We start from the raw sequence: 21,272 nt of genomic DNA on the forward strand, positions 1-21,272 counted from the left end.
GCTCCCGGTACCCTCTGGCAAGGAGCCTGTCATGAACATTCCCCGTTCCGCCGTGCTGGCGGCCACCCTGCTGGCCTCGGTACCGGCGATGGCCCAGCATGGCCCGTCCCCCCCCGCGCAGAGCCAGCCGCTGGGCCCGACCGGCGGCGCGATCCGTCAGCAGCCGCTGGATGCCGGCCGGGTCACCGGCAGCGTCGACATTCCGCAGCCGGTCGGCGAGGCACAGGTGACCGTGCGCTCGCTGGAACCCAGCAGCGTGGTTGGCCAGTACCGCATCCGCTTCAGCGACCTCGACGTGAATGGCGACGGTTTCATCAGCCGCGAGGAAGCACAGGCCAATCCGGCGCTGGCCGACGAATTCAATTCGCTGGACCGCAGGCACCGCGGCAAGCTGGACCGCACCGACCTGGCCGGCTGGCTGGTGGATTGAAAAAGGGGACGGAGGGGATTAAGTCGTATGTGCACAAACGACTTAATCCCCTCCGTCCCCTTTTTGCTTCAGACGCCGGCGGCGCGCTTCCAGAACGCCTGCACCAGCGGCGGCCATCGGCCGACGCAGCCCAGCGCACGGCCCCGGGCCAGGGTCAGGTGCATTTCGTCGTTGGAGAACAGGCGGTTGATCGCATCGAAGCTGTAGGCGGCGATGTGGTTGTCGCTGCGCCGTTCGCGTGCCCAGCGCTGCAGGCGCTGCGGCGACAGCCGCGGTTGGCCGCGGCGCTCTGCCGAGGGCGCCAGCCACTGCTGCAGGGCGGCGACATCACGCAGCCCCAGGTTCACGCCCTGCCCGGCCAGCGGATGCACCACATGCGCCGCGTCACCCAACGCCAGCACACGACCGGCCACGTAGTGACGGGCCAGCTGGCGGCGCAGCGGGAATGCCGCACGCGGTGAGGCCAGCCGCAGCTCACCCAGGCGTGCCGCGAAGGCGCGGGTCAGTTCGCGGTTGAAGCTGTCCTCGTCCAGTGCCAGGACACGCGCCGCCTCGTCCTCGGGCAGGGTCCAGACGATCGAGCTGCGGCGCTCGGCCACCGGCAGCAACGCCAGCGGCCCGCTCGGCAGGAAGCGCTGCCAGGCCGTGGCCTGGTTGGGGAGATCGCTGTCGACGTAGGCCACCACGCCACGCTGGTGGTAGTCATGGCGCTCCACCTCGATCCCGGCCAGCTGGCGCAGGGTCGATTCGGCGCCGTCGGCGGCCACCGCCAACGCCGCTTCCAGGCGACGCCCGTCGTCCAGGCGCAGGCGCACGCCATCCTCATCCTGCTCCAGCGCGTCCACCCGTGCCGGGCAGTGCAGCTGCACACCCGCCGCCGGCAGCGCCGACCACAGGCGGTCCTGCAGCAGCCCGTTCTCGACGATGTAGCCCAGTTCGCGACGGCCGAAGCGATCGGCGTCGAACAGCAGATCCTCGCCACCGGCCGCGTCCCACACCTGCATGCGCCGGTAGGGCCATGCACGGGCCTGCGCGATCGCCGGCCACACGCCCAGGCGGTTCAGCAGCTGTACGTTGTCGGCAGCGAAGGCGAACACGCGCAGGTCCGGCTGTGCGGCCTGCCACGGCGCCGGTTCGCGACCTTCCACCAGCGCGACCGACAGGCCAGCATCAGCCAGCGCCAGCGCACAGGCGGCACCGACCACGCCACCGCCAACGATGGCCACATCAAGACGCGCACGCCGGCTCATGCCGCTTCTCCACGGCACAGCCGCGGCACCTCGCCGCGGAAGCCCATCGCGCCACCGACCAGCATCGACTGCACCGAGGCGCGCTGCGCGGCCACCAGGCCGAGACTGCGCAGCGGCCGCATCAGCGGCGCCGGATTGCTGGTCAGGCGCGCCAGCCCGCCGGAGAATGCCACCGTCTGCCGGCGGTCCTCCTCGCGGCGCGTGACATAGGCCTGCAGCAGTGCATCGCTGCCGGCATCCTCATGCGCATCCTCCAGCAGTTCGGCCAGGGTCAGCGCATCGCGCAGGCCCAGGTTGAAGCCCTGCGCACCCAGCGGATGGATGGTCTGCGCGGCATTGCCGAGCAGCACCGCGCGCTCTCCGGCCAGTGCGCGCGCCAGCACCTGGATGAGCGGATACGCACTGCGCGGGCCGGATTCGAGCAGCCGGCCTGCGCGCCAGCCGATCGCGTTCTGCAGGCGTTGCAGCCAAGCCGCATCGTCCAGCGCCATCACCGCATCGGCCTGGTCGCGCGCAACACCGTGCACGGTGCCGAAGTGGCGATCGCCACGCGGCAGCAGGGCGGTCGGGCCGGTATCGGTGAAGCGCTCCCAGGCGGTGCCGTCCGGCGCACGCTGGCTGCGCACGCGGGCCACGAACAGGGTCTGCCGGAAATCATGGCGGTCGACCTCGATGCCCAGCGCGCCGCGCACGCCACTGGTCGTGCCATCGGCCCCCACCACCAGCCGGGCCAGCAGCACGCGCTCGCCGGTCTCGTCGGCCACCCGCACCTGGCGGTAGCCGTCGACCACCTCGCCCAGGCCCAGGAAGCGCATCGGCCGGTAGCGCCGCAGCCGCGGCAGCTCCTGCAGGCGCGCTTCCAGCGCCTGGCCGAAGTCCCGCGCCACCACTACCTGGCCGAACCACGGCCGGTCGTAGTCGGAAGCCTCCAGCTGCACGCGGCCGAAGTCGCCGGCGCGGCTGACGTGGATGCGGCGGATCGGGCCCGGCGCCATCGCCAGCTTCTGCATGACCCCCAACGCGGTCAGCGCATTGACCGTGGCAGCGGCAAAACTGAGGTTGCGCTGGTCGAACACCGCCGGCAGCTCGCCGGCCGGGCTGGCCTCGAGCAGGCCCACATCGCGGCCCAGGCGGTCCAGGGCGATGGCCAGGCTGGCACCGACCAGGCCACCACCGACGATCAGCACGTCATGTCGTTCACTCATGATGTTCATGATACGCGCTCGCCCCGCCCGAACACCCAACACCACCCGACCTGCGCCAACCGGCGCGGCGGGCTAGAATGAAACCTGAATCCGCTCCGGGCCCGCTGCCATGTCCGCCACCGCCAACCGCGCCTTCGTCCTGTCCGTCCTCGTGCTGTTGCTGGCGGCGACCCGGGTCAACCACTTCGCGGCGATCCCCGATGCCTCCTGGGCGGTGTTCTTCATCGGTGGCTTCTACCTGGCCACGTGGACACGCTGGGCGTTTCCGCTGCTGATGGTGTTCGCCGTGCTGGTGGACTGGATCGTGATCCGCAGCAGCGGCCTGGATTTCTGGCAGCACTACTGCGTGTCGCCGGGTTACTGGCTGCTGCTGCCGGCGTACTTCTCGCTGTGGGCCGGCGGCATGCTGCTGGGCCGCAACTACCAGGGCGCGCGCTGGCCGGTGCTGGCCAAGGGTGCGCTGCTGCTAGTGGCGTCGGTGGCGGTCTGCCACCTGCTGGCGCAGGGCGGCTTCTACTGGACCACCCGCAACGTCGCCGAGCCGACGCTGGCCGGCTGGGCGCAGAACTACGCACAATGGTTCGGCCCCTACCTGCGCACCACCGCGATCTACGTGGCGCTGGCGGCGGCATTGCAGCTGGCGGTGGAGCAGGTACTGAAGCTCCAGCAGGCCCGCCGCGACATCCGGCACTGAGCCGCGCCATGGGTCATCGCCTCTCGCGCATCTACACCCGCACCGGCGACGACGGCAGTACCGGCCTCGGCGACGGCCAGCGCGTCGCCAAGGACGACGCCCGGGTGGCGTCCTACGGCACCGTCGATGAAGCCAACGCTGCGCTCGGCCTGCTGCTTGCCACCGCGCTGCCCGAGGATGTCCGCGCGCTGGTGGTGCATCTGCAGCACCAGCTGTTCGACCTGGGCGCCGAGCTCTGCATCCCGGGCCACGCCGCCATCCACGCCGCCGATGTCTCGGCACTGGAACAGCAGCTGGACCACTACAACGCCCACCTGCCGATGTTGAAGGAGTTCATCCTGCCGGCCGGGGGCGAGGCCGCCGCACGCTGCCACCTGGCCCGCACCATCGTCCGCCGCGCCGAGCGCGAGACGGTCACCCTGGCCCGCCACGAAGCCGTGCGCAGCGAGGCGTTGCAGTACCTCAACCGGCTGTCGGACCTGTTGTTCGTGCTGGCCCGCGTACTGGCCCGCGCCGACGGCCATGGCGAAGCGCTGTGGCAGCCACAGCAGCGCCAGCGCTGAGTCGGCACGATGCTGGTCTTCACCCATCCGTCCTGCCTGCTGCATGACCCCGGCCCTGGCCATCCGGAGTGCCCGCAACGCCTGCAGCATGTGCTCGATGCCCTGCACACCGCGTTCCCCGGCCAGCTGGACTGGCGCGAGGCGCCGCCGGCCAAGTTCGGCGAACTGACCCGGGTCCACGACAGCGCCCTGCTCGACTTCGTGCTGCAGCCGCAGACCGCGCCGCTGCGCCAGCTGGACATGGACACCTGGACCTCGCCGGGCTCGGCCAGTGCCGCCGTGCACGCCGCCGGCGCCGGGGTGGCGGCGGTCGATGCGGTGATGCTGGGCGAGGACCCGCTGGCCTTCTGCGCGGTGCGGCCCCCGGGCCACCACGCTACCAGCAGCACGGCGATGGGCTTCTGCCTGCTCAACAACATCGCCATCGCCGCCGCCTATGCCCGTGACCGCCATGGGCTGGAGCGGATCGCAGTGGTCGATTTCGATGTCCACCATGGCAACGGCACCCAGGACATCTTCCAGCACGACGCCCGGGTCTCCTACTACAGCACCCACCAGGCCGGGCTGTTCCCCAATTCGGGCCTGCGCCGCGACCGCGGTGCCGGCAACCTGATGAACATCCTGCTGCCCCCCGGCAGTGGCGGTTTCCGCTTCCGCAACGTGTGGGCCGACGAGATGCTGCCGGCCATCGACGACTTCCGCCCGCAGCTGCTGCTGATCTCGGCCGGCTTCGATGCCCACCTGCGCGACCCGCAGGCCGACCTGATGCTGGAAACCGACGATTTCGCCTGGATCACCCGGGAACTGCATGCGCTGGCGCGGCGCCATGCGGCCGGCCGGGTGGTCTCGATGCTGGAAGGCGGCTATGACCTGCAGGCGCTTGCCGAGTGCAGCGTGGCCCATGTCCGGGCCCTGCTGCCGCCCCCTCCCGGCAGCGTCTCCGGATGAACCCGAACCGGCAGGCTCCGGCGTCCTTCATTGCCCCTATGCAAGGGATGGGGCAAGCTACCGTCCGTTTTCGCCCGAATCCGAACCGCGTGCGCCGAGCCCTCCGCCTGCTTCCCCTGCCTCTGAGCATCGCCATCTGCCTGCCGGCAATGGCCGATGAAAAGCCGCTCAACTGGGGCCTGTGCCCGGCTACCGACGTGATTCCCGCGTTCACCGATGCCCCCACCCCGGTCCCGGGGCAGGACAAGGCCGCCGCCAGCGCTGCGCGCGAGCAGCAGCCGACCGACATCGAGGGTGACCAGCTGCTGGGCACGACCACCGTGCCGCAGTACGAAGGCAACGTGGCCCTGCGCCGCGGCGACCAGTTCGTCGGCACCGACAAGCTCAGCTTCGATACCGAGAGCGGCAACTACATCGCCGACGGCAATGTCCGCTACCAGGACTCCTCGATCCGCATGGTCGCCAAGCGCGCCGAGGGCAACCAGGAAAGCGACACCCACAAGATCACCGACATCAAGTACCAGCTGGTGTCGCGCCGCGGCAACGGCGATGCCGAGTCGGTCGACCTGCAGGGCGCGGTCGGCCAGATGCACCGCTCCACCTACACCACCTGCGACCCGTCACAGCCGGTGTGGAAGCTGTCGGCGCCGCAGATCGAAGTGGACAACGACGAGGGCTTCGGTACCGCCCGCAACGCCGTGCTGCGGATCGGCAAGGTGCCGGTGCTGTGGGCACCGTACTTCAAGTTCCCGATCGATGACCGGCGCAAGACCGGCCTGCTGTTCCCGCAGCTGGGCATGTCCGGACGCAACGGTTTCGACTACGCACAGCCGATCTACTTCAACCTGGCGCCGAACTACGACGACACGTTGACCCCGCGCTACATGAGCCGGCGCGGCCTGATGCTCGACAACGAGTTCCGCTATCTCTACAACGGCGGCCGCGGCGAACTGCTGACCGCGTTCATGCCCAATGACAAGCTGCGCGACCGCGACCGCGGCCGGGTGATGTTCAGCGGTTACCACAACGTGGACAGCCACTGGCAGGCCCGCGCCAACCTGGCCTGGGTCAGTGACGAGCGCTATGTCGAGGACTTCGCCAACCGCCTGGTCGGGGTGACTGCCTCGAACCTGCAGAGCACCGTGGGCCTGTACGGCACCGGCAGGAACTGGACGGCCGGCATCATGGCCGACCGCTGGCAGCTGACCGACTACACGCTCAATGAAAGCGCGCTGCCGTACAACCGCCAGCCGCGCCTGTACCTCAACTGGGACAAGCCGGTCCTGCCGTGGCTGGAAACCGGCATCTATGCCGAAGCCGTGCGCTTCACCCACGACGACATCAACTTCAAGTACGGCGCCGATGCGGGGCCCGACCTGCAGTACACGCGCAACGGCCAGACCCAGCGCATGTACGGCGGCTCGCGCCTGGACGTGAAGCCGTACGTGTCGTTCCCGATCAGTGGCGCGGCCTGGTACGTCACCCCGACCCTGGCCTACCGCTACACCGGCTACGACCTGGACCAGGGCCTCGCTGACAGCGTCCGCCGCAACGTGCTGGCCTCGCAGGGCATCGACCCGAACACCGCCACGCCGGAGCAGCTGCGCGGCAACAAATCGCCCAGCCGCAGCCTCCCGATCGGCAGCATCGACGCCGGCCTGTTCTTCGATCGCGAGACCACCATCGGCGGCAAGTCATTCCTGCACACGCTGGAACCGCGCCTGTTCTACCTGCGCACGCCGTACCGCAACCAGGACGAGCTGCCGATCTTCGATACCCGTGACTTCACCTTCAGCTGGGGCCAGCTGTTCCGCGACTCGCGCTACACCGGCGCCGACCGCCAGAACGATGCCAACCAGCTGACCCTGGCACTGGGCACCCGCTTCATCGACCAGACCACCGGCAAGGAACGCTTCTCGGCTGCCATCGGCCAGATCCAGTACTTCGACGAGTCGCGGGTGACCGTCACCCCGGGCGGCGCGCCGGTGGAAAAGGGCAAGTCGGCGTGGATCGCCGACGGCAACTACATGATCAACGACCGCTGGACCCTGGGTGCCACCTACCAGTGGGACCCGAAGTACAAGCGCGAGGATCTGGCCAGCGTCCGTGCCCGCTACCTGATGCCCAACGATGGCGTGATCAACCTCAGCTACCGCTACCGCATCAACTCGGGCGCCCCGGCCACCGCCAACAAGCACGACCGTACCCTGCTGGAACAGGCCGACCTGTCATTCCTGTACCCGCTGAATGCGCGCTGGAGCCTGGTCGGCCGCTACTACTACTCGCTGCAGGACAAGGAACCGCTGGAAATCATCGCCGGCGTCCAGTGGGACAGCTGCTGCCTGGCCGTGCGTGCGGTCGCCCGCCGTTACGTCCGCAACCGCGAAGGCGAGATGAACAACGCCATCCAGCTGGAGTTCGTGCTCAAGGGCCTGAGCTCCCTGGGGCAGGACACGGACCGTACCCTGCGCCGTGCTATCCTCGGCTACAACCGCGACGACCTCTATCTCGTGCCGCCGAGCAACACCGGGGCGACCCGGGATGACTACGATCCGAACCTGATCCCATGACCAAGCGCTTCCCCGTTCTTCTCGCCTCGCTGCTGGCGGTGTCCAGCGTGTCCGCCCCCCTGCAGGTGCTTGCCCAGGAGGCGCAGCCGCTTGACCGCATCGCTGCCGTCGTCGATGAGGACGTGATCCTGCAGAGCGAGCTCCAGCGCGCGATCGCCAACATCAAGGCGCAGTACGCCGGCCGTGAAAACCAGCTGCCGCCGGAAGACGTGCTCAGCCGCCAGGTGCTCGAACGCCTGGTGCTGGTCAAGCTGCAGGTGGCCCGCGCCCAGGGCAGCGGCATCCGTGTCAGCGACCAGGAGCTGAACCAGGCGATGAACGCCATCGCCCAGCAGAACGGTTCGAACCTGGATGCCCTGCGCCAGCGCCTGGCTCAGGACGGTATCGATTTCAACGATTTCCGCGCGTCGGTGCGTGACGAGATCACCGTGCAGCGCCTGCGCCAGAGCTTCGCGCAGAGCCGCATCAGCGTCAGCGAGGGTGAAGTCGACGCCGCGCTGAAGCAGCAGGCCACGGTAGGCAACCAGTACCACCTGGCGCACATCCTGATCGCCCTGCCCGACGGTGCCAACGCCGACCAGATCGCCACCGGCCAGAAGAAGGCCGATGGCGTGAAGGCCCTGCTGGACAAGGGCGAGCTCGACTTCAACGCGGCGGCCGTGCGCTATTCGGACAGCCCGAACGCACTGGAAGGCGGCGATCTGGGCTGGCGCAGCCTGGATGAAATCCCGCAGGCCTTTGCCCAGTTGATGGAAAAGATGAAGCCGGGCGAAGTGGTCGGCCCGATCCGCGGCCCGAGCGGCTTCCAGCTGCTGAAGCTGGTGGAAGTGCGTGACAGCAGTTCCGCCGCCGGTGAGCAGACGGTTACCGAGTTCCACGGCCGCCACATCCTGGTCCGCGTGGACGACCACCAGACCGATGCCGCTGCCAAGGCCAAGATCGACACCCTGCGTGCCCGCATTGCCGGCGGCGCCGACTTCCAGACCGTTGCCAGGGAGTCCTCCGAGGACAACAACAGCAAGGGCCAGGGTGGTGATCTCGGCTGGTTCCCGGCTGACGCGTTCGGCCCGGCCTTCGGCCAGCAGGTGAGTGGCCTGCAGGATGGTGGCGTCAGCCAGCCGTTCCGCACCGACGCCGGTTGGCACATCGTGCAGCGCGTGGCGACCCGCCAGACCGACGTGACCACCGACAACCAGCGTGCCCAGGTCCGCGAAACCATCGGCCGTCGCAAGCTGGAAGACGAGTACAACCGCTTCCTGCAGGAACTGCGTGGCGAAGCCTACGTCAGTTTCCGCAGCGGCGACCGCGCGGAAAACACCGCCACTCCGCCGCAGTCCTGACCGATGCGCCCCGAGCTCGCTCTGGTACCGGGCGAGCCCGCTGGGATCGGCCCGGAGCTGTGTGTCCGCCTCGTCCAGCAGCCGCGTGAAGATTGCCGGCTGCTGGCCTTCGCCGACCCGGACACCCTGCGCGCGGCCGCAGCCGCGCTGAACCTGCCCCTGCAACTGCTGCCCGAGGACGCCGAAGCACGCGCCCCGGGCGATCTGCGCCTGCGCGCCGTCCGCAACGCGGCGCCCAGCCACTTCGGCCAGGCCGATCCGGCCAATGCCAGCGCGGTCATCGGTGCCCTGCTCGGCGCCGGCCAGGCCTGCCTGTCCGGTGAGCTGCACGGTGTGGTGACCGGCCCGGTACACAAGGCAGTCATCAACGAAGGCGGCATTGCCTACAGCGGTACCACTGAACTGCTGGCCGACCAGGCCGGAGTGAAGGTGGTGATGATGCTGGCCAATCACATTGTCCGCGTTGCGCTGGCCACCACCCACCTGCCGCTGCGCGAGGTGGCCGATGCGATCACCGCGCCCAGCCTGGAACACACCCTGCGCACGGTGCATGCCGCGCTGCGCCGCGAGTTCGGCCTGCCTGCGCCGCGCATCGCGGTGCTCGGCCTGAACCCGCATGCCGGCGAAGACGGCCACCTGGGCCGCGAAGAACTGGACCTGGTCATCCCGCTGCTGCAGCGCCTGCGTGCGGAGGGCATGGACCTGGTCGGGCCGCTGCCGGCCGACACCGCCTTCCTGCCGGCCAAGCTGGCCGGTTTCGACACCGTGCTGGCGATGTACCACGACCAGGGCCTGCCGGTGCTGAAGTATTCCGGCTTCGAGCAGGCGGTGAACCTGACCCTGGGCCTGCCCTACCCGCGCGTGGCGGTCGACCATGGCACCGCGCTGGACCTGGCCGGCCGCGGCATCGCCGATCCTTCCAGCCTGCAGGCGGCAACGACGCTGTGTGCGCAGCTGGCGCGGCAACGTACACTGAGCGCATGAATTCCCCGCATTCCCCCTCCGGCCCAGTGTTCACCGCACCGGCCAAGAAGCAGCTTGGCCAGCATTTCCTGGCCGATCGCCACTACATCGACAAGATCGTGATGGCGGTCAATCCGAAAGATGGTGACCGCCTGGTCGAGATCGGACCCGGCCAGGGCGCCATCACCCTGCCGCTGCTGCGCGTGCACCCGAAGCTGACGGTGATCGAGTTCGACCGCGACCTGATCGCGCCACTGACCGCTGCCGCCGAGCCGCTGGGCGAGCTGACCATCGTCCATCGCGACGTGCTGCGCGTGGACCTCACCGAACTGGCCGACGGCCAGCCGATCCGCCTGGTCGGCAACCTGCCCTACAACATCTCCTCGCCCATCCTGTTCCACGCGCTGGAGCATGCCGCGGTGATCCGCGACATGCACTTCATGCTGCAGAAGGAAGTGGTCGACCGCATGGCCGCCGGCCCCGGCAGCAAGGTGTATGGCCGCCTCAGCGTGATGCTGCAGGCCTACTGCCAGGTGACCTCGCTGTTCGTGGTGCCGCCGGGCGCGTTCCGGCCGCCGCCGAAGGTCGATTCGGCCGTGGTGCGGCTGGTGCCGCGGGATCCGGCCTCGATCAACATCAACGACCACACGCGCTTCGCCGAGGTGGTCAAGGCCGCCTTCGGGCAGCGCCGCAAGACCCTGCGCAATGCCCTGAACAACGTGGTGTCCGCCGAGCAGTTCATCGCCGCCGGCGTGCGTCCCGATGCCCGCGCCGAACAGCTGGACGTGGCCGAATTCATCGCTTTGGCCAATGCCTCCTGATTACACTGCCGGTATGGAAGACGCTGACGTATATGCCATCTCCGTCGAAGTCGCGCCACGCTTCCTCGACGATCAATCCGCGCCGGAAGACGGTCGCTTTGCGTTCGCCTACACGATCCGCATCCACAACCAGGGGCGGGTCGCCGCACGCCTGGTCGCACGCCACTGGCGCATCACCGATGCCAACGGCCGTGTCGAGCATGTCGATGGCGACGGGGTGATCGGCGAGCAGCCGCGGCTGCGCCCCGGTGAAGACTTCCGTTACACGTCCGGTGTCATGCTGGGGACCGATCACGGGACGATGCAGGGGCACTACGACATGGTCGCCGACGATGGCACCGAATTTGCCGCGCCGGTCGCACCGTTCGTGCTGGCCGTGCCGCGTACCCTGCACTGACACGGAGGCCGAACGATGAGTGTGTGGGCGATCGGCGACCTGCAGGGCTGCTACGACGTTACCCAGCGGTTGCTGGAGAAGATCCGCTTCGACCCGGCGCAGGACACCCTGTGGTTCTGCGGCGACCTGGTCAACCGTGGCGGCCAGTCGCTGGAAACGCTGCGGCTGGTGCATTCGCTGCGCGAGCACAGCGTGGTGGTGCTGGGCAACCATGATCTTTCGCTGCTGGCCGTCGGTGCACGCACCGAAGAGGAGCAGCGCAAGGTCAACCCGGACCTGCTGCGCATCGTGCAGGCCGAGGACCGCGACGAACTGCTGGACTGGCTGCGCCTGCAGAAGCTGGTGCATGTGGATCGCGAGCTGGGCTGGATGATGGTGCACGCCGGCCTGGCGCCGAAGTGGACCACGCAGATGGCAGAGAAGCACGCTGCCGAAGTCGAGGTGCAGCTGCACGGCGCCGGCTACCGCAAGCTGTTCCGCAACATGTACGGCGACAAGCCAAGCTGGGCGCCGAACCTGTCCGGCTACGACCGTTCGCGCGCGATCATCAACGTGCTCACCCGCATGCGCTACTGCACCCCGCGCGGGCGCATCGGCATCGAGGACAAGGGCACCCCCGGCACGCAGGAACAGGGACTCTACCCCTGGTTCGAAGTACCGGGCCGGGTCGAGCGCGACCTCAAGATCGTCTGCGGCCACTGGTCGGCGCTGGGCCTGACCATCACCCAGGGCGTGCACGCCATCGACACCGGCGCAGTCTGGGGCGGCAAGCTGACCGCGATCCAGCTCGATACCGACGAGCTGCGCGTGGTGCAGGTGCCGGGCCGCGATGTACCGGCACCCGTACCCCACGCCCGCCCGCCGGCGCGACCGGCGCACGAGCGCCCCGCCGCTGCGGTGCAGGGCAAGGAACCGGGCGGCGGCAACGCCGCTGCTGCCAACCCGGGCAACCGTGGTCCGCGCCGTCGTCGCCGTCGAGGTGGTGGCGGTGGGGGCTCCGGTGGACCCCACAACAACGGCGCCGCGCCGCAGGCATGACGCGACGCGGCTGGGCACCATGGAGGGTGCTGCTGCTGACGCTGGCCCTGGCCAGCGGCTGCCAGCCTGCTTCGGCCCCGGCTCCCACCGGCGGCGGAAATGCCGCCGCCACGCCATCGCAGCCACAGGCGCCTTCGCCGCCACTGGTGGCTGCAGCGCGCGCGCAGATCGGCGTCACCACCCGTTACGATCCCGCCTACCAGGTCCTGTCCTATCCTGGCGGCGACGTCCCGCTTGATCGCGGCGTGTGCACCGACGTGGTGGTGCGCGCCCTGCGCAGCCAGGGCCTGGACCTGCAGGCGCGCCTGCACGAAGACATGCGCGGCAACTTCAGCGCCTATCCGGCGATCTGGGGCCTGTCACGACCGGACCGCAACATTGATCATCGCCGCGTACCGAACCTGATGCGCTGGTTCGAACGGCAGGGCTGGCAGCAACCGATCACCGCCCTCGCCGCCGACTATGCGGCCGGTGACATCGTGGCCTGGAAGCTCAACGGCAACGGTCTGCTGCATGTCGGCATCGTCTCCGACCGGAGGCTGGCCAATGGCACACCGCTGGTGCTGCACAACATCGCACGCGGCACGCGTGAAGAGAACCTGCTGTTCCAGCACGCGATCATCGGGCACTACCGCATGCCGTAGGCAGGGCCACGCTCACCTACGGGAGGGGTCAGGCAACAGCAGCCGAGCATGGCTCGGCTCTACAGGAAACCATCCTCAGCGGCGCACGTAGTGCACGAAGCGGAACGCGTAGGCATGGCGTTCGTCGGCCGGGTGCGGCTCGCTGCTCACTTCCCGCCAGTCCTGCACGTCCACCTCGGGGAAATGGGTATCCGCGGGGACTTCGGCATCGACCCAGGTCAGGTACAGGTCGCTGGCCTGGTCGAGCAGCTGACGGAAAATCTCACCGCCGCCGATGATGCACAGCTCGCTGGCGCCCTCGCCTTCGGCAATCGCCTTCGCCTCGTCCAGCGACGCCACCGCGCGCATGCCCGCGAACGGCACCTGGCCGCTGCGGGTCAGCACCAGGTTGGTCCGCCCCGGCAGTACGCGGCCGATCGACTCGGCCGTCCTGCGCCCCATCAGGATCGGCTTGCCCAGGGTGAGCGCCTTGAAGTGCTTGAAATCATCCGGCAGGTGCCAGGGCATGGCATTGCCCTGGCCGATGCCCCAGTTGCGGTCCAGCGCCACGATCATCGAGAGCTTCATGGCACTCACACCGCCACCGGCGCCTTGATCGCCGGGTGCGGGTCATAGCCGTCGATGCGGATGTCGTCGAACCGGAAGCCGAACAGGTCGGTCACCTCCGGGTTCAACCACAGCCTCGGCAGCGCGCGCGGTTCACGCGAAAGCTGCTCGCGCGCCTGCTCGAAGTGGTTCGAATACAGGTGCGCGTCGCCCAGCGTATGCACAAAGTCGCCCACGCCCAGGCCGGTGGCCTGCGCCACCATGTGGGTCAGCAGCGCATAGCTGGCGATGTTGAACGGCACGCCGAGGAAGATGTCGCCGCTGCGCTGGTAGAGCTGGCAGCTGAGCTTGCCGTCCACCACGTAGAACTGGAACAGGTTGTGGCACGGCATCAGCGCCATCTGCGAAAGCTCGCCCACGTTCCAGGCGCTGACCACCAGCCGGCGCGAATCGGGGTTGCGCTTGATCTCGTCCACCAGCCACTGCATCTGGTCGATCTCGCGGCCATCGGCGGTGGCCCAGCTGCGCCACTGCTTGCCGTAGACCGGACCGAGGTCGCCGTTCTCGTCGGCCCACTCGTCCCAGATGCGTACCTGGTTGTCCTTCAGGTAGCCGATGTTGGTATCGCCCTTCAGGAACCACAGCAGCTCGTGGATGATCGAGCGCAGGTGCAGCTTCTTGGTGGTGACCAGCGGGAAACCTTCATTGAGGTCGAAGCGCATCTGCCAGCCGAACACGCTGCGGGTGCCGGTGCCGGTGCGGTCGCTCTTCTGCGCGCCATGTTCCAGCACATGCGCGAGCAGGTCCAGGTAGGCCTTCATGCCTTGCCCTCCGCAGCCATCACCGGTTGCGGCTGCAGCACCGGCGCGCGGCGCGACATCGCCAGCAGCACCAGGCCGAAGGCGATGAGCGGCAGGCTGAGGATCTGACCACGGGTCAGCCAGTCGAAGGCCACGTAGACGCCGTTGTCGGGCATGCGTACGAATTCGACGGCGAAGCGGAACAGGCCGTACATCAGCGCGAACAGGCCGCCGACCAGATAACGGTGGCGCGGCCTGGCCGACACCGTCCACAGCACCACGAACATCACCAGGCCTTCCAGGAACGCTTCATACAGCTGCGAGGGATGGCGGGCGAACTGGTTCAGCGCGCCGGTGGCGAACTGCGCCTGCAGGGTCGCGTGGTCCAACTGGTTCAGCGGCGCCGGCAGGCCCGACGGGAACACCACGCCCCACGTGCCGTCGGTGTACTTGCCCCACAGCTCGGCGCCGATGAAGTTGCCGATGCGACCAAAACCCAGGCCCAGCGGTACCAGCGGCGCCATGAAATCCATGGTGTCGAAGAAGTGCAGCGCGTGCTTGCGCGACCACCACCAGCAGGCACCCAGCACGCCCAGCAGGCCGCCATGGAAGCTCATGCCACCGTCCCACACCTTGAACAGCAGCAGCGGGTTGTGCAGGAAATCGCCCAGCGCGTAGAACAGCATGTAGCCGATGCGGCCGCCCAGCACCACGCCGAGCATGGCGTAGAACAACAGGTCGGAGAAGCCGTTGGCATCGACGCCCGGCAGGCGCCCGGCCGCGATGCGCGTGCGGCCCAGCAGCCAGGCCGCAGTGAAGCCGAGCAGGTACATGATGCCGTACCAGTGCACCTTGATCGGCCCCAGCGAGAGGGCGATGGGGTCGATGTCGTGGAAATAGATCATGGAAGGTGCCTTGCGGTTGAACGCCTATTCTCGGGCCAGTGCCGCCCCGGCTCAACCAAGAAGCTGGGGCGAGTTCGGCAACGCGTCATCGTTCGACCGCGTCGAGGCCGGAAAGTGCCCTTCGATCAGGCTGGAGACCTCGTCGATGGCATCCTGCAGCGCTTCCACCGGATTGGAACCACGCAGGCCCTCGCGCAGATGGGTGCAGACCCGCTGCCACTGCGCCGGGCTGACCCGGCCATGCAGGCCTCGGTCGGCGACGATCTCGATGGCATGGTCGGCCAGCAGCAGGTAGATCAGCACGCCGTTGTTGTGGGCGGTATCCCAGGTGCGCAGGCGTGCGAAGGCATGCTCGGCGGCCTGCCTCGGGGTGACCTTGTGCCACAACGCGGCCAGCGGCAGATCGGCCTCCACAGCGAACATCACCTGACCGCCGTGGCGCTGCTCACCGGCGGCGATGGCCTCGGTGATCGCCTGCAGCGTGGCTGGCGGGAAGGCACGCCGCACCGAGGGCGAGAATACATGGCGGAACAGACGTTGGATCATCACCAGCCTCCCGAAGCGCCACCGCCACCGGAACGGCCACCGCCGCCGCCCCAGCCGCCACCACCGCCGAATCCACCACCACCGCCGAAGCCGCCTCCCCCGCCCCAGCTGCCGCCGCCCCAGCCACCACCGCCGGCAAAGCGCCCCGGATGGCCGGACAGCATCGCCACGATCAGGCCAACCACGCCGGCCAGGCCACTGGCCAGCAGGGTGGAGGTGAACAGGAACGCCGCCACGGCTGCGCCAGCGCCGCCGAGCAGGCCACGCAGCGGGCGCGGCACGCGCGCGAACACGCCGCGCAGGATGCTGCCGGCGAACACACCGATGAACAGCGCCAGAAACCAGGCATCGCCGCCGGCACCCGGCTCGCGCCCACGATGGCCACTGACCGGTGCCGGCAGCGTTTCGCCATCGATCAGCTTGACCAGCACGGCGGTGGCATCGGTGATGCCCCCGGCGTAGTCGCCGGCGCGGAAGCGCGGCACCAGGTACTCCTGGATGACCCGGTTGGCGATGGCATCGGGAATCGCGCCTTCCAGGCCGTAACCCGGCTCGATCCGCACGCGCCGGTCCTCCTTGGCCACCACCAGCAGCACGCCGTCATCCACGCCCTTGCGGCCGATCTGCCACTGGTCGAAGACCCGCGTGGTGTACTGCGCGATGTCCTCCGGCTGGGTGGTGGGTACCACCAGCACCTGCAGCTGGCTGCCCTTGCGCTGTTGCAGGTCCAGCGCCTGCTGCACCAGCGCCTGCTTCTGCGCAGCATCCAGCGTGCCGGTGGTATCGACCACCGGCGAATCCAGCGCCGGAACCGGCGCCAGCTGCTGGGCCTGTGCCGCCAGCGGCAGCCACAGCAGCAGGGCCAGCAGCGCAGTGGCCAGGCGCATCGGTCAGTGGCCCGGCTGCGGTGCCGGCTGCTGCTGCGGCGCGTTGCCGAAATCCACCGCCGGTGCGTTGGAGATCTGCGCTTCGTTGTCCACGGTGAAGTTCGGCTTGGTCTTGTAGCCGAAGATCTTGGCGGTGATCACCTGCGGGAACGAACGGATGTAGGTGTTGTAGTCCTGCACCTGCTGGATGTAACGACCACGCGCAACCGTGATCCGGTTTTCGGTGCCTTCCAGCTGGGCCTGCAGGTCGCGGAAGTTCTGGTCGGACTTCAGCACCGGGTAGTTCTCGGTCACCACCAGCAGCCGCGACAGCGCGCTGCCGAGTTCGCCCTGGGCCTGCTGGAACTGCTTGAGCGAGGCTTCGTCGTCGGCGTTGACGTTGATCTGGCCGACACGCGAGCGGGCGTTGGTGACTTCGGTCAGCACGCGCTCTTCCTGGCTGGCGAAACCTTTGACTGTCTGCACCAGGTTGGGCACCAGGTCGGCGCGGCGCTTGTACTGGTTGAGCACTTCGGACCAGCTGGCCTTGACCGCCTCATCCTTCTGCTGGATGGCGTTGTAGCCGCAGCCGGACAGCAGGCAGGCCAGCAGCATCAGGGGCAGGACACGGGTGAACAGGCGCATGGCGGAGGTTCCGGGTGGGCTTGGCGCCGAGCATGCCATGGTTCGGGTGAAAGACCGGCCATCGGGCGCCGCCCCCTCCGTGGTGGCCATGCTCATGGATCGCCTGAGTAGTCCGGGCGGGTGGACATGGCGGGGGACGCCGTGAATCCGTCCCTGGAGGCTTAGCCGCGCCATCCATGGCGCGGATACCCCGCCACGCCCACCCGCCCGGCCTCATACGGTTTCCTGCGCACCGCGGGAAGATCAAAAGAAAAAAACAAAGCAAAAGCCGGTTCTTCAGGCATTCGTGTCGACCAAGGTCGACACCTACCAGAGCGGAACGCCGTTACGACAGATCGCGGGAATCTGTCGAAGGCGGGGTGGGTCCGGTTGAGGGGGCGTGAGCCGCATGGATGCGGCGACCGAGCTTACATGGACGTACTTGCAGCGTCCCCCTCAACCGGACCCACCCCGCCGACCCACGGAATGCAGGCTTTTGCCGTTGACGTTGACGTTGATTCGGCGGGTGCAGGGCTGCAAGCCCTGCCGGAAACCCTCTCCCCTCAGCAGGCCTCAGCCACCGCAGTGCGGGGACGCCCCAGCCACGCCAGCAGCAGGCCCGATGCCGCCAGCAGGCCACCGGCCACCGGAATCGCGGCATAGCCCAGGCCCGAGCTGATCACCGCACCGCCCAGCGCGGCACCCACGGCATTGCCCAGGTTGAACGCACCCACGTTGATCGACGACGCCAGGCCCGGCGCCTCGCTGGCCACCTGCATCACCCGGATCTGCAGCGGCGGCACGAGGGCGAAGGTCGCCGCACCGAACAGCAGTACACCCAGCGCCGCAGTGGCGTGGCTCATGAAGGCCAGCGGCAGCACGAACATCAGCACCGCCAGGGCAGCCAGCAGGATGCGGGTGGCGCCATCGAGCGACCAGTCAGCCATGCGCCCGCCGATGCCGTTGCCGAGGGTGAAGCCGATGCCGATCAGGGCCAGCGACATCGCGATGAAGGCATTGGACGCACCGGTCAGCTCGGTCAGCACCGGTGCGACGTAGGTGTACAGCGTGAACATCGCGCCCGCGCCCAGCACGGTGGTGGCCATCGCCAGCAGCACCTGCGGCTGCAGGATCGCCTTCAGTTCGCGGCGCACGTCCGGGCGCGGCCCCGGTGCGGACGCCGGCAGCGCCAGGCCCAGCGCAGTGATCGCGACCAGGCCCAGCGCCGCAGTACCGGCGAAGGACAGGCGCCAGCCCAGCTGCTGGCCGACCCAGGTCGCCAGCGGCACGCCGCCGATGTTGGCAATGGTCAGGCCCATGAACATGGTGGCCACGGCCGCAACCTGCTTTTCCTTCGGCACCAGGCTGGCGGCGACCACCGCACCAATGCCGAAGAAGGCACCATGGTTGAGGCTGGTGACCAGGCGCGACATCAGCAGCAGTCCGTAGTTCGGGGCCAGCGCGGACAGCAGGTTGCCGACCACGAAGATCGACATCAGCAGCATCAGCGCGGTGCGCTTGCCGAAACGCCCCATCAGCAGGGTCATCACCGGCGCGCCCAGCATCACGCCCACGGCATAGGCGGTGATCAGCATGCCCGCAGTGGGGATGCCAACGCCGACGCCGTCGGCGATGACCGGCAACAGGCCCATCGGGGCAAACTCGGTGGTTCCGATGGCGAAGGCGCCAACGGCAAGCGCCAGCAAGGCGGCTCTGGAATTCATGGGGGAGTCCTGGGGGGGCGGGAATCGGGAGTGCGTAGCCTGCGCGCTTTGCTGCGCCGGATTAAGCCTCGCCCCGGGAAAACACTGTTGATCCTGATTCACAAGTGGAGGCCGGAACGCAGCCACAAGTGCAAAAACCGCAGTGCCGCTGCAGAGCCAAACCTCCCCCCACAACGCAGAACCCCCGGCATGCCGGGGGTTCTGAGGGACTCACACGCCTGTGGCGCGCTTACCAGTTGCCGGCGCCCGGCACGTTGTGCTCGCGGGCGCGGCGGCGCATCAGCAGGTTCAGCCACTCCACCAGCACCGAGAAGCCCATCGCGGCATAGATGTAGGGCTTGGGCACGTGTACGTCCAGGCCATCGAGGATCAGCACCGCGCCGATCATCAGGATCAAGGCGAGCGCCAGCATCTTCACGGTCGGGTTGGCATCGATGAAGCGGCCCAGCGGGTTGGCGGCCAGCAGCATCACCATCACCGACAGCAGGATCGCGGCGACCATCACCGGAATGTGGTCGGCGATGCCGACGGCGGTGATCACCGAGTCCAGCGAGAACACGATGTCGATGATCGCGATCTGCAGGATGACCATGCCGAACACGCCCGACGCCTTGCTGGTGGCCGGGTTCTCGTCTTCGCCACCGGTGATCAGTTCCTTGATCTCCATGTAGCCCTTGATGATCAGGAACAGGCCACCGACGATCAGCACCAGGTCGCGGATGGAGATGCCCATGCCGGCCACGGTGAACAGGTTGGCCGACATGTGTGCCAGGTAGGCCAGCGACACCAGCAGCGCGATGCGGGTGATGCAGGCCACGGCGATGCCGAGCTTGCGGGCGAACGGGCGGCGCTCTTCCGGCAGCTTGCTGACGGCAATGGAAATGAACACCAGGTTGTCGATGCCGAGCACGATTTCCAGCGCGCTGAGCGTGAACAGGGTCACCCAGGCATTGGGGTCGGCGAGGAACTCAAAGGACATGGAAACTCTTCAAGGCAGTGGGGGAATGGGGTTTCAGCCGTAGGTGCCGGCCAGCGCGTGCGGAACCACGACCAGGGCCCAGCACAGCAGCACGTTCATCATCAGCACGAACACCGCCGCCGAGCCCATGTCCTTGGCGCGGCCGGCCAGCTCGTGAATCTCGCTGCCGTAGCGTTCGATCACCGCTTCGATGGCCGAGTTGGCCAGCTCCATCGCCAGCACCAGCAGCATCGAGCCGATCAGCAGCGCGCGTTCGACCGGCGTCTGGCCCAGCCAGACCGCGACCGGCGTCAGCAGGATCAGCAGGTAGACCTCAAGCCGGAACGAGGACTCGTGCAGCCAGGCAGCGCGCAGGCCCTGCCAGGACCAGCGGGCGGCCTGGAAGATGCGGCGCGGGCCGCGCGGCAGGTGGCCGAACTGATCAGCCACGGGTGGGATATCCAGCAACGGGGGCGCGGCGCAGCGACCGCTCAGACGCACGGCAGGGAATCATGGGTGCACAGGAATAGGCAGATGGCGGCCATTTTGCCACAAGGCCGCCAACCGCAGCCCGCGCCGGCCCGCTGAAAGGCCTGCCAGGGGCAAGCACCGGCCCGGGCATGCTCCTATGATGGGTGCCCCCTTGCCTGCTGGAGCGCCTGATGTCCCGTCGCCGTACCTGCCTGCTGATGCTGGGCCTGCTGACTGCCGCACCGCTGGCCCAGGCGCTGAGCCCGGCCAAGTCGCCCCGGGTGCCCGAACAGGTCTCCAACGTGGCCTGGGCCGGCGACATGGCCCGCTTCGCCGGCGCCGACCAGTCCAACCCGCCGCCGCGCGGTGGCATCGAGTTCATCGGCAGCTCCTCGATCCGCTTCTGGGAGAGCCTGGCCACCGACTTCCCTGGCCAGCCAGTGTTCAACCGCGGCTTCGGCGGCTCGGAAGTACGCGACAGCACCTGGTACGCCGACCGCATCGTGGTGCCGTATGCGCCCTGCAAGGTGTTCTTCTACGCGGGTGACAACGACCTCAACAGTGGCCGCAGCCCCGTGCAGGTGCGCGACGACGTGGTTGCCTTCGTGCAACGCGTGCATCGCGACCTGCCGAAGACCAAAGTGGAGTACCTGTCGATCAAGCCGAGCCCGTCGCGCGCGCACCTGCTGCCGGCGATCAACGAAGCCAACACGCTGATCAAGGCTGCACTGGCGAGGCTGCCCAATACCGGCTTCACCGACATCTACACGCCGATGCTCGGCGCCGATGGCCAGCCGGATGCGACGCTGTTCCGCGAGGACATGCTGCACATGACCCCGGCCGGTTACGCAATCTGGACCAGGGCGCTGGCGCCGAAGGTCAACTGCAACTGAGGGACTGCGGACGCCGCAACGCGCCCGCGCACGCCTTCCGGTCGATGCCAACCTTGGTTGGCATCGGGCACCGGCG

The 21,272-nt window shown here is 68.3% G+C and carries 22 protein-coding genes and 1 pseudogene; 12 read left to right on the top strand and 11 right to left on the bottom strand.

Annotated features, from left to right (window positions below):
* The first annotated feature begins 31 nt into the window (after window positions 1–31).
* Complete coding sequence (locus KXV01_RS19005) at window positions 32–430, top strand: hypothetical protein (protein ID WP_049414486.1); 399 nt, start codon at window positions 32–34, stop codon at window positions 428–430.
* Window positions 431–498: 68 nt separating this feature from the next.
* On the opposite strand, the gene KXV01_RS19010 is transcribed toward KXV01_RS19005, so the two are convergent.
* Together KXV01_RS19010 and ubiH are read right to left on the bottom strand one after the other, a co-directional pair.
* Window positions 499–1,680 (bottom strand): UbiH/UbiF family hydroxylase, encoded by a 1,182-nt coding sequence (locus KXV01_RS19010; RefSeq protein ID WP_049414487.1) that lies wholly within the window; start codon window positions 1,678–1,680, stop codon window positions 499–501.
* Window positions 1,677–2,885, bottom strand: coding sequence for a 2-octaprenyl-6-methoxyphenyl hydroxylase (gene ubiH, locus KXV01_RS19015; RefSeq protein ID WP_111097377.1), 1,209 nt, complete (start codon window positions 2,883–2,885; stop codon window positions 1,677–1,679). The genes KXV01_RS19010 and ubiH overlap by 4 nt, the downstream gene beginning before the upstream one ends.
* Before the next feature lie 109 nt (window positions 2,886–2,994).
* On the opposite strand from ubiH, the gene KXV01_RS19020 reads away from it, so the two are divergent.
* The 10 genes and pseudogenes from KXV01_RS19020 to KXV01_RS19065 all read left to right on the top strand — a co-directional run bounded on the left by KXV01_RS19020 (window position 2,995) and on the right by KXV01_RS19065 (window position 12,863).
* Window positions 2,995–3,579 carry a hypothetical protein gene (locus tag KXV01_RS19020; protein ID WP_005415353.1) on the top strand — a complete coding sequence of 195 codons (585 nt, stop codon included), beginning with the start codon at window positions 2,995–2,997 and terminating at the stop codon, window positions 3,577–3,579.
* A gap of 8 nt (window positions 3,580–3,587) precedes the next feature.
* Window positions 3,588–4,142 carry a cob(I)yrinic acid a,c-diamide adenosyltransferase gene (locus KXV01_RS19025; protein WP_049414489.1) on the top strand — a complete coding sequence of 185 codons (555 nt, stop codon included), beginning with the start codon at window positions 3,588–3,590 and terminating at the stop codon, window positions 4,140–4,142.
* 9 nt (window positions 4,143–4,151) lie between these two features.
* Window positions 4,152–5,090, top strand: coding sequence for a histone deacetylase family protein (locus tag KXV01_RS19030; protein WP_099487841.1), 939 nt, complete (start codon window positions 4,152–4,154; stop codon window positions 5,088–5,090).
* 89 nt (window positions 5,091–5,179) lie between these two features.
* Window positions 5,180–7,660 (top strand): LPS-assembly protein LptD, encoded by a 2,481-nt coding sequence (gene lptD, locus KXV01_RS19035; protein WP_080352929.1) that lies wholly within the window; start codon window positions 5,180–5,182, stop codon window positions 7,658–7,660.
* Window positions 7,657–8,985, top strand: a pseudogene (locus tag KXV01_RS19040) (peptidylprolyl isomerase); the annotation flags it as partial. The gene lptD and the pseudogene KXV01_RS19040, both read left to right, overlap by 4 nt.
* 18 nt (window positions 8,986–9,003) lie before the next feature.
* Window positions 9,004–9,984, top strand: a complete 981-nt coding sequence (pdxA, locus tag KXV01_RS19045) for a 4-hydroxythreonine-4-phosphate dehydrogenase PdxA (protein WP_099487843.1) — start codon at window positions 9,004–9,006, stop codon at window positions 9,982–9,984.
* Entirely contained in the window at window positions 9,981–10,784 is an 804-nt protein-coding gene (rsmA, locus tag KXV01_RS19050) for a 16S rRNA (adenine(1518)-N(6)/adenine(1519)-N(6))-dimethyltransferase RsmA (protein WP_049414494.1), read from the top strand. Before pdxA ends, rsmA begins: the two co-directional genes overlap by 4 nt.
* 13 nt (window positions 10,785–10,797) lie before the next feature.
* Window positions 10,798–11,181: a Co2+/Mg2+ efflux protein ApaG gene (gene apaG, locus KXV01_RS19055; RefSeq protein WP_008268668.1), complete on the top strand. Its 384-nt coding sequence runs from the start codon at window positions 10,798–10,800 to the stop codon at window positions 11,179–11,181.
* 15 nt (window positions 11,182–11,196) lie between these two features.
* Window positions 11,197–12,219: a symmetrical bis(5'-nucleosyl)-tetraphosphatase gene (locus tag KXV01_RS19060; RefSeq protein ID WP_111201128.1), complete on the top strand. Its 1,023-nt coding sequence runs from the start codon at window positions 11,197–11,199 to the stop codon at window positions 12,217–12,219.
* Window positions 12,216–12,863, top strand: a complete 648-nt coding sequence (locus KXV01_RS19065; protein WP_263468009.1) for a DUF1287 domain-containing protein — start codon at window positions 12,216–12,218, stop codon at window positions 12,861–12,863. The genes KXV01_RS19060 and KXV01_RS19065 overlap by 4 nt, the downstream gene beginning before the upstream one ends.
* 75 nt (window positions 12,864–12,938) lie before the next feature.
* Here KXV01_RS19065 and KXV01_RS19070 read toward each other — a convergent pair whose 3' ends face one another.
* The 9 genes from KXV01_RS19070 to KXV01_RS19110 form a co-directional block, all read right to left on the bottom strand.
* The gene (locus tag KXV01_RS19070) at window positions 12,939–13,430 is read right to left on the bottom strand and encodes a dihydrofolate reductase (protein ID WP_099494712.1); all 492 of its coding nucleotides are present in this window, start codon (window positions 13,428–13,430) and stop codon (window positions 12,939–12,941) included.
* Between the two features lie 5 nt (window positions 13,431–13,435).
* Window positions 13,436–14,230, bottom strand: a complete 795-nt coding sequence (locus KXV01_RS19075) for a thymidylate synthase (protein WP_099494711.1) — start codon at window positions 14,228–14,230, stop codon at window positions 13,436–13,438.
* Window positions 14,227–15,114: a prolipoprotein diacylglyceryl transferase gene (gene lgt, locus KXV01_RS19080; protein ID WP_099494710.1), complete on the bottom strand. Its 888-nt coding sequence runs from the start codon at window positions 15,112–15,114 to the stop codon at window positions 14,227–14,229. The genes KXV01_RS19075 and lgt overlap by 4 nt, the downstream gene beginning before the upstream one ends.
* Window positions 15,115–15,165: 51 nt before the next feature.
* On the bottom strand, window positions 15,166–15,660 hold the full coding sequence (locus KXV01_RS19085; RefSeq protein WP_099494709.1) for a TPM domain-containing protein: 495 nt from the start codon (window positions 15,658–15,660) through the stop codon (window positions 15,166–15,168).
* Entirely contained in the window at window positions 15,660–16,547 is an 888-nt protein-coding gene (locus tag KXV01_RS19090; RefSeq protein ID WP_263468010.1) for a TPM domain-containing protein, read from the bottom strand. The genes KXV01_RS19085 and KXV01_RS19090 overlap by 1 nt, the downstream gene beginning before the upstream one ends.
* 3 nt (window positions 16,548–16,550) lie before the next feature.
* Window positions 16,551–17,171, bottom strand: coding sequence for a LemA family protein (locus KXV01_RS19095; protein WP_164284757.1), 621 nt, complete (start codon window positions 17,169–17,171; stop codon window positions 16,551–16,553).
* A gap of 542 nt (window positions 17,172–17,713) precedes the next feature.
* Window positions 17,714–18,874 carry an MFS transporter gene (locus KXV01_RS19100; protein ID WP_263468011.1) on the bottom strand — a complete coding sequence of 387 codons (1,161 nt, stop codon included), beginning with the start codon at window positions 18,872–18,874 and terminating at the stop codon, window positions 17,714–17,716.
* 229 nt (window positions 18,875–19,103) lie between these two features.
* On the bottom strand, window positions 19,104–19,853 hold the full coding sequence (locus tag KXV01_RS19105) for a TerC family protein (protein WP_263468012.1): 750 nt from the start codon (window positions 19,851–19,853) through the stop codon (window positions 19,104–19,106).
* Between the two features lie 33 nt (window positions 19,854–19,886).
* Window positions 19,887–20,282, bottom strand: coding sequence for a diacylglycerol kinase (locus tag KXV01_RS19110; RefSeq protein WP_099495677.1), 396 nt, complete (start codon window positions 20,280–20,282; stop codon window positions 19,887–19,889).
* 212 nt (window positions 20,283–20,494) lie between these two features.
* Here KXV01_RS19110 and KXV01_RS19115 point away from each other — a divergent pair, with 212 nt between their 5' ends.
* Entirely contained in the window at window positions 20,495–21,196 is a 702-nt protein-coding gene (locus tag KXV01_RS19115) for an SGNH/GDSL hydrolase family protein (RefSeq protein ID WP_049435680.1), read from the top strand.
* The last annotated feature ends 76 nt before the right edge of the window (window positions 21,197–21,272 follow it).

It is taken from the genome of Stenotrophomonas sp. Ps181 (assembly GCF_025697425.1).
Lineage (GTDB): Bacteria > Pseudomonadota > Gammaproteobacteria > Xanthomonadales > Xanthomonadaceae > Stenotrophomonas > Stenotrophomonas sepilia.